Raw genomic sequence first — 12355 nt, 5'->3', positions numbered from 1 at the left:
GAGCGCTTGCATGGACGGGCTGCGGTTCCGGGGAACGCCGCCTGCCATTCGAGGGAACTGGCCGCTGGCTTTGCGCGCGCGTCCAGCACTGTCTTGCGTCAGACGGATTTCGTCACCAGGCTGAAGTGTTCCACCGTGGGCGGACCGGCAAAGAAGGGGCCGACAATCGCTCGCCAGTCGGCAAACGCAGCCGACTCGCGGAAATCGATGGTGTGGTTTTCCAGCGTTTCCCAGCGTATTTGCAGCAGGTAGCGCTCGGGGCTTTCAATGTCCTTGAAGACTTGGTAGCCCTGAAATCCCCTGGCATGGGCGATCACGGTGCGAACGCCGCGCTCGATGGCTTCGTCAAAAGCCGCCTGCTGGCCGGGGTGGATACGGATGTCGGCAAGTTCAAGAATCATGAAAGCTCCGGTGGGCGGGGTGATTGGAAAAGCGTAACTCTAGCCGCAAATTTCGTCCGCCATGGCCTGCGCGCAGGAAGATTCCGCGCGCCGGTCTTGAAAACTGAAAAATACGGCGGCGCTGGCAGCGATTTTTTTAAACAGTGTTGATTTGTGTCAGTTGTAACTTCGCTTGTTCGATATCTAATGTTTTCAACGAATTTAGATGCACGAACACGGAGTAAATGATGCGCACAGACATGTTTCAGCAGGCGCTGGACGACTTGAACGGCTCGACCGCCGACATCGAGGCCTCCGCGCTGATTTCGACCGACGGCCTGATGATCGCCTCGGCCCTGCCGCACGGCATGGACGAGGACCGCATTGGCGCCATGTCGGCCGCCTTGCTGTCGCTGGGCGAGCGCACCGCCCGCGAACTGGCGCGCGGCACGTTGGCGCGGGTGCTGATCCAGGGCGAGCGCGGCTACGTCATCATGAGTTCGGCAGGCCCCGAGGCCGTGTTGACGGTGCTGGCCAAGTCAAATGCCAAGCTTGGCCTGATCTTTCTGGACATCAAGCGGGCCGCCGAAACGCTGTCCAAGCTGATCTAAAGGAGTCGCCATGCAACTTTCCGACATGACCCGGCCGAACGCAAATGCCTTCGAGTCCAGGCTGACCTACACCGACGGAACCTCCCGTACGGTGTTCACCAGCGGTATGGAAGTGCCGTTTCCCGAAGGGCGGCTGATTGTTTCCCGCACTGACCTGGAAGGCCTCATCACCCATGCCAACGACGCGTTTGTCGAATTGAGCGGCTGGGATCGGGGCGAGCTGATCGGCGCGCCGCACCACATCCTGCGCCATCCCGACATGCCCAAGGCTGCGTTCAAGGGGCTGTGGGACACGGTCGCAGAGGGCAAGAAATGGCATGGCTATGTCAAGAACCTGCGCAAGGACGGCTCTTACTACTGGGTTTACGCAACCGCCGTTCCCAACATCCGCAACGGGCAGATTGCAGGCTATACCTCGGTCCGGCGCAAGCCCTCGCGCACCCGCATCGACGAGCTGATTCCGGTGTACCGGCAGTGGCTGGAGCAGGAACAGGCCCAGGACAAAGAGAAAGCCGCACCATGACCCTCAATTTCCTGATCGCCCCCGATTTTTCGCCCGAGCGTTTTGCCGGCTGGCACATGCTCAACACGCTGCTGCAGCGCCGCTCCGGCATCAAGCTGCACCTGCTGACCCCGGCCAGCCCGCCGGAACAGTCCAGCCTGCTTGCCGGGGGCAACGTTGACCTCGTCTATGCCAACCCGTTCGACGCCGTCGACATGATCCGCCAGCAGGGTTACATGCCGTTCGCCCGGCCAGCCGGGAAGTCTGACGAGATGGTGATCGCCACCGCTGCTGGATCGGCCTTGCAGCGGCTGGAGGACATCCGGCCCGGCAGCCGCATTGCACTGACAGACAACAAGGACGTCAAGCTGATCGGCCTGCGCCTGCTGGAACCGGCTGACCTGACGGAGTCCCTGATCGAATGGGTGCCGGTGGAAAATTTCCAGGCGGCCGCACGCCTGACCCTCAAGGGCGAGGTGCAGGCCGGATTTTTCCTGGCCGAAGCCTATGCGTCGCTCACGCGCATGACCCGCAGCCAGCTGCGCGTGCTGGTCGAAAGCCGCATCAGCGACATCTCGCATGTGGTGCTGGCCCATCCGCGCATGGCCGGCGATCTGCCGCGCATCAGCCAGGCCTTGCTCGGCATCGGCAGCGAGCCTGCCGACCGTGATGTGCTCGACGCGCTGGGCCTTCCCAAGGGGTTCGAGCCCATGAGCCAGGAAGACGCGGAATTCATGATCGATCTGATGGACACGCTTCTTGACTGAGCATGCGCAAACGGCTGGCGCGGCACCTTGCCTGCGAACTGCCCGGCTCGCGGTGCGCCGGCATGCGCGGCGCCTGCTGCACGTTCCGGGTGACCCGAACGCCCACATGGCGCGCCTGCAGTCCGCGCTGGAACTGCCCGGCGCCGAACCGGTGCAGGGGGCGCTGGCCGATCTGTTCAGCAGTTTTGGCGCATCACACGTGGCGCTCAAGCACACCGCCCTGCAACTGGCGAAAGGGCGGCTTTCGGCCCATGCGGCCCGCTGGTTCGAGGCGAAGCTTGACCAGGCGCCTTTGCCCGCCATCAATCCCCTGGCCACGCGATGGAGCGTGCTGGCCCATCCTTTGGCCGGCATTTCCACCCGCGCGCGGCGTTGCAGTACGGACGATTCACGCCTGCTGGCCGGGCAGGCGGTGCTGGCTTTCGAGGCCGGGGACCAGACGGCTCAAAACGAATTCCTGCACCACTGCGTGACCTGTCATGACAACCTGGCCTTCATGCTGGCGCGGCGCGCATTGCGCAAGTCGGGTACGGCCCTGCCCGACGACTGGGAAGCGGTCAGCCTGCAGCTTGAACACCCCCGGGAGACGACATGAACATTGCATTGGCCGGCCTGACGGCCCGCGAAGAAGTGGCCTTTGGCATGCTGGTGGGCAAGTCATTGCCCGGCTGGCAGTGCCTGCCGGCCACGGACGGACCCAGGGCGCCCCTGCCGCCAGCAGACCTGTACGTGGTCGATCTGGCGGGCAGGGGAATGGCGCGCTGGTCCGATGCGGCGCAAGGCGAATTGCTCAAGGCGCTCGGCGGCGCGCCTGCCGTGCTGGTGGCGCCCGCTTTTGACCAGACCTGGTCAGCGCTGGACGCATCTTTCACGCAAAGCCAGCCGTTGGTGCTGCTGCACAAGCCCTACGGCGTCGAAGCCATGCGGACTGCGCTCCAGCAGGCGGTAGCAGGCCGGTCCGCTCCTGCACGAGCAGCGGCCTCGCGGGCCATCAAGCCAGCAGCGCCTGGCGGGGCGCTCACAGCCCAAGCCCGCCCGGCTTCGCGGCCATCGCTCTCTATTGAGCCCGCCCAGACCTTGCCGGCTGGTGCCGTGTCGCTGCCAGCCGCCGCTGAACGGCCGCCATTGGCTGCACCTGCCCTGATGGAAGGCACGCTGGCTTTTAGCGAATTCCAGGCACGCATGGCTGCCTTGCCCGGAGCCCCGCTTTTTCTGCGCAGACTGGCCGAATCGCTGGCGCGGCAGCGTCCTTTCGAGTTGCGGATATCGTTCATCAAACGGATGATCTTTCATCCCGGCGAGCAATGGGCAGCAAGCAATACGCCCGCGTCGGTGCTGGAACAGCTGTGCCAGGACGACGACCTGGCATCAAGCATCGAGATCGACGCGATCGACGGCCAGGATGCCCAGGCGCGAGCTGCGCGACTGGACATCCCCGCGCAGCCGCTCCAAGCCTTGCTGTGGAAGCTGGCGCACCACCTTCCCGGCCAAAAAGTCTGAACCTGCCGCCGGCTTGCCGGGAAACTTTTTTAAACCAACCTCTTTGTCGAGCAAATGCCATGACCCTGACTGCATCCGAATGCTTCATGCTGACGCCTGCCGGCGCGCTGCATGCGTTTGCCCACAAGACACCCGATGACACCGCCGCCGCCCTGCAAAGCCTGCTGACCGGCGAGCATTCATTGAGCCTGGCCGCTTGGACCGCTTTCGAGCCAGCGGCGCCCGATCTGCTGGCGGGCGCGCTGGAAAACGGCTGGGTGCAGGCGCTGCCTGGATCGCTTCAGGGGCCCGATGCCCGGCTGGACGATTTTTTGCAGCATGTGATTGCCTCGCTGTCGGGCGAACGCCGCGCGGTCTTGGCGTCTGAAGGCGGATTTTGCCTGGGCCGCGCTGGCGTCGGCCAGGACGAGGCCGAACTGCTCTGCGCTGCCGCTGCCGACTACTCGGATTTTGCGGCGCGGCAGGCACGGCGCGGCTGGGATGGCGCCACGCGCTATGTGTCATTTCACAGTGACCCGGAATTTTTGCTGCCAGACCAGGCCTTTCTGCCCTTTTGGGTGGACGGCGCCGGCTACTGGCTGATCCTGATGGGCGAACCCCTGCTGAACAATCCGGCGCTGGTCGAATTGTTCTGGAGCATCAAGCAGGCAGGAACACGCTTTGCCGCCATCGGCTGACCGGCCGGCCTGTCTCCACACCATCGGCGCTGAAGGAAAAGCCAGGAAACGCGATCCCGGTTTATGCTTTCTGCCATGAAGCTGCTTAACCATTTCCGTTCTTCGAAGTCGTTTCGCGTGCGCATCGCGCTGGAACTCAAGGGCCTGGCCTACGACCATGCCCCGGTCCAGATCACCCGGTGCGAGCACCGGAAAGCGCCCTGTGCGGCGCTTTCCGCCAACGCACTGGGCCGCGCCAGGGTGCGGGCACCGGCGCAGCCGTCAGCCTGTCCTGGCAGTCAGGCTTGAAAATGTCCGGCCATTTTCATCCCGACTGGCTGGTTCCGGACTGGCCCGCGCCGGCCGGCATCAAGGCGGTGTTCACCACTCGCGCCGGTGGCGTTTCGGCCGTGCCGTTCGACACCATGAACCTGGGCAGCCATGTGGGCGACCTGCCCGCATCGGTAAACGCCAACCGTCATCTGCTGAAGGCGGCCACGGGAACCAAGCGCGCAGTTTTCCTCAACCAGGTGCATGGCACCCGGGTGGAACTGCTTGACCCGGCCACTCCCGACGGCCAGCCTGCGGATGCCTGCATGACGGAGCATCGCAAGCTGGCCTGCACCGTCATGGTGGCCGACTGCCTGCCGGTGCTGCTGGCTTCCCTGGACGGCACAAGGGTCGCCGCAGCCCATGCCGGCTGGCGGGGGCTGGCCGGCAACGCTGACGCCGCAGGGCAGGGCGTCATCGAGTCGGTTTTTAAGTCTTTTAGTGCTCTTACGCAATACAGGCCTGCGCGGGCAGCTACAAAAATAATAGCTTGGCTGGGTCCGTGTATCGGGCCTGCGGCGTTTGAGGTGGGCGAGGAGGTGAGGGCTGCGTTTGAAGCGCGGCAGCCCCAAGCGGCGCGTTGCTTCACCGCCATCGGGCCGGGCAAATACCTGGCCGACCTGCCCGCCCTGGCCTGCCTTCGGCTACAGGCGCTGGGTGTCACGCAGGTGTATGGAAACGACGGCAGCGCGCCTTGGTGCACAGCGGGCAATCCGTCAAGATTCTTTTCCCACCGGCGCGATGCCGGCATCTTGGGCAATGGCTTTGCCACCACCGGGCGAATGGCCGCCAGCATCTGGCTCGACGGCTGAAGCGGTGGCCGAAGGCGCCTCCTGGCTTGCGGAGGCCAGAAAATTTGCCCGCGCTTCTGCTTCACGCTTTTTGATCGCCTTGTTGCGCGCAGGAGCGCCCATCAGGTAAATCACCAATATCACCGGACCCACGCCATAGAGTAAAAGGGTAACCAATGCGCCCAGGACGGTTCCATTGCTGCTCGCGGCTTCGGCGGCGCTCATCATCAGCACGACATACATCCACGCTATAACGACCAAATACATAGTGAGTTCATGCTTTCTTGTCAGGATCTGAAAAGTAATTGATAGGATACTGGCAGCAGCAGATGGCGTTTGCCCAGACATTGCATAACCCAGGAGACATGGATGAATTCTGAACTGAACTGGACACAGGCGACTCAACAAATGCAGGAAACCCTTGGAGAAGGGATCAAGCAAGCACTGTCGTCCTTTGGGTCCGGGACTGCGCCCGGCTTTCCTGCGATGGACCTGTCGGGTTTCAAGTCCCTGGCGCCTCCTTCCCAACCGTCCATCACGTTCGAACCCTCCAAGCTCCTTGAGCTTCAGCAGCGTTACATTGCCGGCGCATCGGCAATCTGGAACCAGGGCTTGCATGCCGGCGGCGACGCCGCGACGCCGGCCGACAGGCGCTTTTCCGATCCAGCCTGGCAGGCCAGCCCGGTATCCAAATTCCTGGCCTCGGCTTACCAGCTCAACGCCACCACCATGATGGGACTGGCTGAAGCGGCCGAGAGCGATGCCAAGACCAAGGCGCGGCTGCGTTTCGCGGTCGAACAGTGGATGGCTGCTTCGGCACCCAGCAACTTTCTGGCGCTCAATGCCGAGGCGCAGAAAAAAGCCATCGAAACCCGGGGCGAAAGCATTGCCAAAGGCATGGCCAACATGCTTCACGACATGAAGCAGGGCCATGTCTCGATGACCGACGAAAGCATCTTTGAGGTCGGCAAAAACGTCGCCACCACCGAAGGCGCCGTGGTGTTCGAGAACGAGTATTTTCAACTGCTCGAGTACAAGCCGCTGACGGACAAGGTCTATGAAAAGCCTTTCCTGATGGTGCCGCCCTGCATCAACAAGTTCTACATCCTGGACCTGCAGCCTGAAAATTCCCTGATTCGCTATGCCACGGCCCAGGGCCACCGGACCTTCGTGATGAGCTGGCGCAATCCTGACCAGTCGATGGCGAAGAAAACCTGGGACGACTACATCGAGAACGCGCCCATCAAGGCGATTGAAGTAGTGTGCGAGATCACCGGCTCCGACACCATCAACGCCCTGGGTTTCTGTGTTGGCGGCACGATTCTGAGCACGGCGCTGGCGGTGCTGGCAGCGCGCGGCGAAAAGCCGGTGGAAAGCGTCACGCTGCTGACCTCGCTGCTCGACTTCAGCGACACCGGCATCCTGGACATCTTTATTGACGAAACCTCGGTCAAGTACCGCGAGGCCGAAATGGGCAAGGGCGGCCTGCTCAAGGGCAAGGACCTGGCTTCCACCTTCAGCTTTTTGCGCCCGAACGACCTGGTCTGGAACTATGTGGTCGGCAACTACCTCAAGGGCGAAACCCCGCCGCCGTTTGACCTGCTCTACTGGAACAGCGACTCGACCAATCTGCCCGGACCGTTTTACGCTTGGTACCTGCGCAACACCTATTTTGAAAACAACCTGATCAAGCCCGGAAAAATGGTGGTTTGCGGCGAAAAGGTCGATCTCGGCAAGCTCGACATGCCGTTTTACCTCTATGGCTCGCGCGAGGACCATATCGTGCCGATTGGCGGCGCCTATGCGTCAACCCAGGTTCTGCCGGGCAAGAAGCGCTTCGTGATGGGGGCGTCCGGCCACATTGCCGGCGTGATCAATCCGCCAGCCAAAAAGAAACGCAGCTACTGGATCAATGACCAGCTGGCATCGAGTCGTACTTTTGGCGATCAATACCCCGCATCGCAGGAAGACTGGCAAAAAAATGCCACCGAGCATGTCGGAAGCTGGTGGCCCGACTGGTCCGACTGGCTGCAGAGCCACGCCGGCAAGCAGATTGCGGCACCCAAAACCTATGGCAGCCGCAAGTTCAAGGCCATCGAACCCGCGCCCGGCAGCTACGTCAAGGTCAAGGCCTGAATCAGACTTGAAAACTGTTCCAGGTTTCAGGTCTGGACAGGTCTCATAATTTTTTATTGTTTTTGTTCAACTGCACCGAAGTGCATCTCAAGTTTTATCAAGGAGACAACATGGAAGATATCGTTATCGTTTCAGCAGGCCGCACCGCTGTCGGAAAATTCGGCGGCTCGCTGGCAAAAATACCTGCTACTGAACTGGGCGCTGCCGTGATCAAGGCCGTGCTGGAGCGCTCGGGCTTGAATGCTGAACAGATTGGCGAAGTCATCATGGGCCAGGTGCTGGCCGCCGGTGTAGGCCAGAACCCTGCGCGCCAATCCGTGCTCAAGGCTGGATTCCCCCACGGCATTCCGGGCCTGACCATCAATGCCGTTTGCGGTTCCGGCCTGAAATCCGTCATGCTCGCGGCACAGGCCGTGGCCACCGGCGACAGCGAGATCGTGATTGCAGGCGGCCAGGAAAACATGAGTGCTTCGCCGCATGTCTTGAACGGCTCGCGCGATGGCCAGCGCATGGGCGACTGGAAAATGGTCGACACCATGATCGTGGACGGTCTGTGGGACGTGTACAACCAGTACCACATGGGCATCACCGCTGAAAACGTCGCCAAGAAGTACAGCATCAGCCGGGAAGCCCAGGATGCGCTGGCCCTTGCCAGCCAGATGAAAGCGGCGGCGGCCCAGGATGCGGGCAAGTTCAAGGATGAAATTATCCCCATCTCGATTCCCCAGAAAAAGGGTGATCCGGTGGTGTTTTCGTCTGACGAGTTCCTGAACCGAAAGACCAGTGCTGAAGGCCTGGCCGGATTGCGCCCTGCATTCGACAAGGCGGGCGGCGTCACCGCAGGCAATGCATCCGGACTGAACGATGGCGCTGCCGCCGTCATGGTCATGACCGCCAAAAAGGCTGCAGCCCTGGGACTGACGCCCTTGGCCCGCATCGCCAGCTATGCCACGGCCGGCCTGGATCCCGCCTACATGGGCATGGGCCCCGTGCCGGCCTCAACCAAGGCCTTGCAGCGCGCAGGCTGGAAGGCGCAGGATCTTGACCTGCTCGAAATCAATGAGGCGTTTGCCGCCCAGGCCTGCGCGGTCAACCAGGAAATGGGCTGGGACACCAGCAAGGTGAATGTCAACGGCGGCGCGATTGCCATTGGCCACCCGATTGGCGCGTCCGGCTGTCGCATTCTGGTCACGCTGCTGCACGAGATGGTGCGGCGCGATGCCAAAAAAGGCATAGCCAGCCTGTGTATCGGCGGCGGCATGGGGGTTGCCCTCACACTGGAACGCTGAATATCAGGTAAAAGTGTCATGCGCGCTTACCAGCAGGGCGTGAGCAGCTATTAGAGTAATAGCAAGAGTTTTACATAAATCTAACGATACAAGGAGAAGACAATGAGCCAAAAAGTAGCGTATGTAACAGGTGGCATGGGTGGCATTGGAACGGCCATTTGCCAGCGGCTGGCCAAAGATGGCTTCACGGTCATTGCCGGCTGCGGTCCCACGCGGGATTTCACCAAGTGGATTGATGAGCAAAAAGCCCTGGGCCACACCTTTTACGCCTCGGTCGGCAACGTGGGCGACTGGGAGTCCACGGTGGCGGCCTTCGAGAAGGTCAAGGCAGAGCACGGCCCGGTCAGCGTACTGGTGAACAACGCAGGCATTACCCGCGACGGCCAGTTCCGCAAGATGAGCAAGGCGGACTGGGACGCCGTGATCTCGACCAACCTTGACAGCATGTTCAATGTGACCAAGCAGGTGATTGAAGACATGGTGACAGCGGGTTTTGGCCGCGTCATCAACATCTCGTCGGTCAATGGCCAGAAAGGCCAGTTTGGTCAGGTGAACTATTCCACCGCCAAGGCCGGCCTGCATGGTTTCACCATGGCGCTGGCGCAGGAAGTGGCCGCCAAAGGCGTGACAGTGAACACGGTCAGCCCGGGATACATCGGCACCGACATGGTCAATGCGATCCGTCCTGAGGTGCTGGAGAAAATCGTGGCCGGCGTGCCCGCCAAGCGTCTGGGCAAACCGGAAGAGATTGCTTCCATCATCTCCTGGATCGCGTCCGAAGAAGGCGGCTATGCCACGGGCGCTGACTTCTCGCTCAATGGTGGCCTGCACATGGGTTAAGGTATCCGGGCCGATACGGCTCCAGGCATAAAAAAACCCGCACCTGATGCGGGTTTTTTTTATGCTCGGTTCAGCCTACTTTTTTGCTGCACTGGCTTCGGGTTTGGTGGCGACAGCCTTCTCATCTTTTTTGGCTGTCTTGGCATCGGACTTGGTAGCGATCTGATAAGGCAAGCCGCCCACCGTCATGCCTTCTGCCGAGAACTTGGCGGCGCTTTTTTCGCCCACGCCCTTCACACGGGCGATGAAGTCGTCCCAACTCTTGAACTCGGCTTTTTTGCGCTCGGTAACAATCAGCTGGCTGGTCGCAGGACCAACGCCTTTGATGCCGTCGAGTTCAGCTTCGCTGGCTTTGTTGACATCAACCGCAGCAAAGGCTGCAGTAAGAGACATGGCAGCGAAAAACAGCAGTAATTTTTTGAGTAAGTTCCTTGAACATGGAGTGAGTGAAACCATTGTTGCATCTTGTAATAAAAAAGATACACTTTCTTAACGTCTTCAACTCAGCCGGGTTGACTCGCCAGTAAAGTTTTTTCCAAAAAACCTTTTGTAACTCGACAGGAGTTCAATTGGTGGCGTCGCGCAGCCAGCGCATATACGCCGTCACACCCGATTGAACGTCGGCAAATGCATGCTGACAGCCCGCTGCACGCAAGGCGTTTAGGTCCGCTTGGGTGTAGCTCTGGTATTTGCCGATGAGTGCTTCCGGAAAGCCGATGTAATCAATCAAGCCCCCACGTGCGGCGTCTTCAAGACTCAATGGTGCTGCGTTCTGAACCTGGCGCAAATTGTTGACAACGGCAAGGGCGACATCATTGAAGGGTTGCGCGCGACCCGTGCCCAGGTTGAAAATTCCGGATTTTTCAGGATGGTCGAAAAACCAGAGGTTCACCGCTACCACGTCGTCGATGAAGACAAAGTCACGCATCTGGCCGCCTGGACCATAGCCGCCGTAGTCGCCAAACAGTTTGACTTTGCCTTCAGTCTGGAACTGGTTGAACTGGTGAAAGGCCACGCTGGCCATGCGTCCTTTGTGCTGCTCGCGGGGACCATAGACATTGAAATAGCGAAAGCCGGCGACTTGCGTTTTTGCATTTTTAAAACACATGCCCAGTTCTCGCCGCATATGCTGGTCAAACAGCAGTTTGGAATAGCCGTACACATTGAGCGGCCGCTCGAACTCGGGTGATTCGCTGAAGGTGTCCGAGCCGCCGTAAGTGGCGGCGGACGAGGCGTACAGCAGGCGGATGTTCTGGTTACGGCAGGCGCGAAACAAATCGCACGACAGCGTGTAGTTGTTGGCCATCATGTATTTGCCGTCCGACTCCATGGTGTCACTGCAGGCGCCCTCATGAAATACTGCCTCGATGTGTCCGAAGGCCTCGTCGGCAAACTGGCCATAGAAATCGGCGACATCGATATAGTCGGCAATTTTCAGATCGGCCAAGTTGCGAAATTTGTCGCCCTGCGTCAGGTCATCCACCGCGATGATGTCATCAATGCCGCGGGCGTTCAGCCCCTTGATGAGGTTGCTGCCAATGAAGCCGGCAGCGCCGGTGACTACGATTTTCATGAAAATTCCTAGAATGTGCAGGGAGCCGCAGCGCTCAGGAAGCCGCAAAAAGCTCGCTGTAGTTGACAGTGGCCGTGCCAAATTTCCCCACCACGATGCCCGCAGCACGGTTGGCAATCGGTACGGCATCGCGCAGGCTCAGGCCGGCCGCCGTCATGGTGGCCAGCGTGGCAATCACGGTATCACCAGCGCCGGTGACGTCAAACACCTCTCTGGCCACCGTGGGAACATGCAGTTCCCCTTGCGCATCGAACAGGGTCATGCCTTCCTCGCTTCGAGTGACCAGCAATGCTTGAAGATTGAGCACCGAGCGCAGATTGTGGGTCTTGGTGCGTAATTCGTTTTCACTGCTCCAGGGACCAATGACTTGCTCCAGTTCCGCGCGGTTGGGCGTGATGACGCTGGCATTCCTGTAGCGTTCGAAATCCGAACCCTTGGGGTCTACCAGAACCACCTTGCCGGCAGCGCGCGCCTGGGCAATCATGGTCACGATGTGCGCCAGGCCGCCCTTGCCGTAATCAGAAAACAGCACCGCATGATGCTCTGGGTAAAGGGTTTCAAAGGTGGCTGACTGGGATGCCAGCACTTCATGCTCAGGCGTGTTTTCAAAGTCGAGCCGCAGCAATTGCTGCTGGCGCCCGATCACGCGCAATTTAACCGTGGTTTTAAGGTTTACATCACGGCCGAAGTAGGGCGTGATCCCGGTTTTCGCCACCAGGTCTTCCAGGGTATGGCTTGCTTCATCCTCGCCCACCACCGTCAACAGGGATGCTCGTGCCCCCAGCTTCACGATGTTGTAAGCCACATTGGCGGCCGCGCCAATCCGTTCTTCGGTGCGGGTCACGCGCACTACGGGAACTGGTGCCTCGGGTGAAATGCGGTCGACGGCACCGTACCAATAGCGGTCCAGCATGGCATCGCCAACCACCAAGACGCGGGCCAATGCAATTTTTTCGGGAGTTATGGTTAGATTCATTTTT

General features: G+C 60.4%; 16 protein-coding genes. 11 read left to right on the top strand and 5 right to left on the bottom strand.

Features of this window, described 5'->3' with window-relative positions:
* Positions 1 to 98: 98 nt before the first annotated feature.
* The gene (locus ACP7AD_RS01760; protein WP_426146646.1) at positions 99 to 401 is read right to left on the bottom strand and encodes an antibiotic biosynthesis monooxygenase family protein; all 303 of its coding nucleotides are present in this window, start codon (positions 399 to 401) and stop codon (positions 99 to 101) included.
* Between the two features lie 227 nt (positions 402 to 628).
* Between ACP7AD_RS01760 and ACP7AD_RS01755 the strand changes: the two genes are divergently transcribed.
* The 8 genes from ACP7AD_RS01755 (at position 629) to pgeF (ending at position 5558) form a co-directional block, all read left to right on the top strand.
* Positions 629 to 991, top strand: a complete 363-nt coding sequence (locus tag ACP7AD_RS01755) for a roadblock/LC7 domain-containing protein (protein ID WP_426146647.1) — start codon at positions 629 to 631, stop codon at positions 989 to 991.
* 10 nt (positions 992 to 1001) lie between these two features.
* Positions 1002 to 1514: a PAS domain-containing protein gene (locus ACP7AD_RS01750; RefSeq protein WP_426146649.1), complete on the top strand. Its 513-nt coding sequence runs from the start codon at positions 1002 to 1004 to the stop codon at positions 1512 to 1514.
* Positions 1511 to 2260 carry a phosphate/phosphite/phosphonate ABC transporter substrate-binding protein gene (locus ACP7AD_RS01745; protein ID WP_426146651.1) on the top strand — a complete coding sequence of 250 codons (750 nt, stop codon included), beginning with the start codon at positions 1511 to 1513 and terminating at the stop codon, positions 2258 to 2260. Before ACP7AD_RS01750 ends, ACP7AD_RS01745 begins: the two co-directional genes overlap by 4 nt.
* Positions 2253 to 2855 carry a hypothetical protein gene (locus ACP7AD_RS01740; protein WP_426146653.1) on the top strand — a complete coding sequence of 201 codons (603 nt, stop codon included), beginning with the start codon at positions 2253 to 2255 and terminating at the stop codon, positions 2853 to 2855. Before ACP7AD_RS01745 ends, ACP7AD_RS01740 begins: the two co-directional genes overlap by 8 nt.
* Positions 2852 to 3760 carry a hypothetical protein gene (locus ACP7AD_RS01735; RefSeq protein WP_426146655.1) on the top strand — a complete coding sequence of 303 codons (909 nt, stop codon included), beginning with the start codon at positions 2852 to 2854 and terminating at the stop codon, positions 3758 to 3760. Before ACP7AD_RS01740 ends, ACP7AD_RS01735 begins: the two co-directional genes overlap by 4 nt.
* Positions 3761 to 3819: 59 nt before the next feature.
* The gene (locus ACP7AD_RS01730) at positions 3820 to 4437 is read left to right on the top strand and encodes a hypothetical protein (RefSeq protein WP_426146657.1); all 618 of its coding nucleotides are present in this window, start codon (positions 3820 to 3822) and stop codon (positions 4435 to 4437) included.
* 75 nt (positions 4438 to 4512) lie between these two features.
* A complete protein-coding gene (locus ACP7AD_RS01725) occupies positions 4513 to 4725 on the top strand; it encodes a hypothetical protein (RefSeq protein WP_426146659.1) in 213 nt (70 codons plus the stop codon).
* Between the two features lie 2 nt (positions 4726 to 4727).
* A complete protein-coding gene (gene pgeF, locus ACP7AD_RS01720) occupies positions 4728 to 5558 on the top strand; it encodes a peptidoglycan editing factor PgeF (RefSeq protein WP_426146661.1) in 831 nt (276 codons plus the stop codon).
* Here the strand turns inward: pgeF and ACP7AD_RS01715 are convergent.
* Entirely contained in the window at positions 5463 to 5804 is a 342-nt protein-coding gene (locus ACP7AD_RS01715) for a hypothetical protein (RefSeq protein WP_426165956.1), read from the bottom strand. The two genes, pgeF and ACP7AD_RS01715, sit on opposite strands and share 96 nt — an antisense overlap.
* Positions 5805 to 5906: 102 nt before the next feature.
* On the opposite strand from ACP7AD_RS01715, the gene ACP7AD_RS01710 reads away from it, so the two are divergent.
* The 3 genes from ACP7AD_RS01710 (at position 5907) to phbB (ending at position 9802) form a co-directional block, all read left to right on the top strand.
* Complete coding sequence (locus ACP7AD_RS01710) at positions 5907 to 7673, top strand: PHA/PHB synthase family protein (protein ID WP_426146663.1); 1767 nt, start codon at positions 5907 to 5909, stop codon at positions 7671 to 7673.
* Positions 7674 to 7783: 110 nt separating this feature from the next.
* Complete coding sequence (locus ACP7AD_RS01705) at positions 7784 to 8962, top strand: acetyl-CoA C-acetyltransferase (RefSeq protein ID WP_426146665.1); 1179 nt, start codon at positions 7784 to 7786, stop codon at positions 8960 to 8962.
* 102 nt (positions 8963 to 9064) lie between these two features.
* Positions 9065 to 9802: an acetoacetyl-CoA reductase gene (phbB, locus tag ACP7AD_RS01700; RefSeq protein ID WP_426146667.1), complete on the top strand. Its 738-nt coding sequence runs from the start codon at positions 9065 to 9067 to the stop codon at positions 9800 to 9802.
* Between the two features lie 75 nt (positions 9803 to 9877).
* Here the strand turns inward: phbB and ACP7AD_RS01695 are convergent, their stop codons facing one another.
* The 3 genes from ACP7AD_RS01695 to rfaE1 all read right to left on the bottom strand — a co-directional run bounded on the left by ACP7AD_RS01695 (position 9878) and on the right by rfaE1 (position 12351).
* Positions 9878 to 10258: a ComEA family DNA-binding protein gene (locus tag ACP7AD_RS01695; RefSeq protein WP_426146669.1), complete on the bottom strand. Its 381-nt coding sequence runs from the start codon at positions 10256 to 10258 to the stop codon at positions 9878 to 9880.
* Between the two features lie 109 nt (positions 10259 to 10367).
* Positions 10368 to 11375, bottom strand: a complete 1008-nt coding sequence (gene rfaD, locus ACP7AD_RS01690) for an ADP-glyceromanno-heptose 6-epimerase (protein WP_426146670.1) — start codon at positions 11373 to 11375, stop codon at positions 10368 to 10370.
* Between the two features lie 34 nt (positions 11376 to 11409).
* Positions 11410 to 12351 carry a D-glycero-beta-D-manno-heptose-7-phosphate kinase gene (gene rfaE1 / locus ACP7AD_RS01685; protein WP_426146672.1) on the bottom strand — a complete coding sequence of 314 codons (942 nt, stop codon included), beginning with the start codon at positions 12349 to 12351 and terminating at the stop codon, positions 11410 to 11412.
* Positions 12352 to 12355: the final 4 nt, after the last annotated feature.

Origin of the sequence: Polaromonas sp. DSP2-3-2b2 (assembly GCF_049895905.1) — a bacterium.
Lineage (GTDB): Bacteria > Pseudomonadota > Gammaproteobacteria > Burkholderiales > Burkholderiaceae_C > Polaromonas.
Note: the sequence above shows the minus strand (reverse complement) of the source record. Positions and strands in the feature narration are given on the sequence as shown.

Bases quoted from the DNA above. Each gene is read 5' to 3' on its own strand.
- rfaE1 (WP_426146672.1), bottom strand. From the start codon at position 12,351: ATGAATCTAACCATAACTCCCGAAAAAATTGCATTGGCCCGCGTCTTG.
- ACP7AD_RS01745 (WP_426146651.1), top strand. From the start codon at position 1,511: ATGACCCTCAATTTCCTGATCGCCCCCGATTTTTCGCCCGAGCGTTTT.
- rfaD (WP_426146670.1), bottom strand. From the start codon at position 11,375: ATGAAAATCGTAGTCACCGGCGCTGCCGGCTTCATTGGCAGCAACCTC.
- ACP7AD_RS01760 (WP_426146646.1), bottom strand. From the start codon at position 401: ATGATTCTTGAACTTGCCGACATCCGTATCCACCCCGGCCAGCAGGCG.
- ACP7AD_RS01710 (WP_426146663.1), top strand. From the start codon at position 5,907: ATGAATTCTGAACTGAACTGGACACAGGCGACTCAACAAATGCAGGAA.
- ACP7AD_RS01725 (WP_426146659.1), top strand. From the start codon at position 4,513: ATGAAGCTGCTTAACCATTTCCGTTCTTCGAAGTCGTTTCGCGTGCGC.
- ACP7AD_RS01730 (WP_426146657.1), top strand. From the start codon at position 3,820: ATGACCCTGACTGCATCCGAATGCTTCATGCTGACGCCTGCCGGCGCG.
- ACP7AD_RS01705 (WP_426146665.1), top strand. From the start codon at position 7,784: ATGGAAGATATCGTTATCGTTTCAGCAGGCCGCACCGCTGTCGGAAAA.
- ACP7AD_RS01755 (WP_426146647.1), top strand. From the start codon at position 629: ATGCGCACAGACATGTTTCAGCAGGCGCTGGACGACTTGAACGGCTCG.
- ACP7AD_RS01715 (WP_426165956.1), bottom strand. From the start codon at position 5,804: ATGTATTTGGTCGTTATAGCGTGGATGTATGTCGTGCTGATGATGAGC.
- ACP7AD_RS01735 (WP_426146655.1), top strand. From the start codon at position 2,852: ATGAACATTGCATTGGCCGGCCTGACGGCCCGCGAAGAAGTGGCCTTT.
- pgeF (WP_426146661.1), top strand. From the start codon at position 4,728: ATGTCCGGCCATTTTCATCCCGACTGGCTGGTTCCGGACTGGCCCGCG.
- ACP7AD_RS01750 (WP_426146649.1), top strand. From the start codon at position 1,002: ATGCAACTTTCCGACATGACCCGGCCGAACGCAAATGCCTTCGAGTCC.
- ACP7AD_RS01695 (WP_426146669.1), bottom strand. From the start codon at position 10,258: ATGGTTTCACTCACTCCATGTTCAAGGAACTTACTCAAAAAATTACTG.
- phbB (WP_426146667.1), top strand. From the start codon at position 9,065: ATGAGCCAAAAAGTAGCGTATGTAACAGGTGGCATGGGTGGCATTGGA.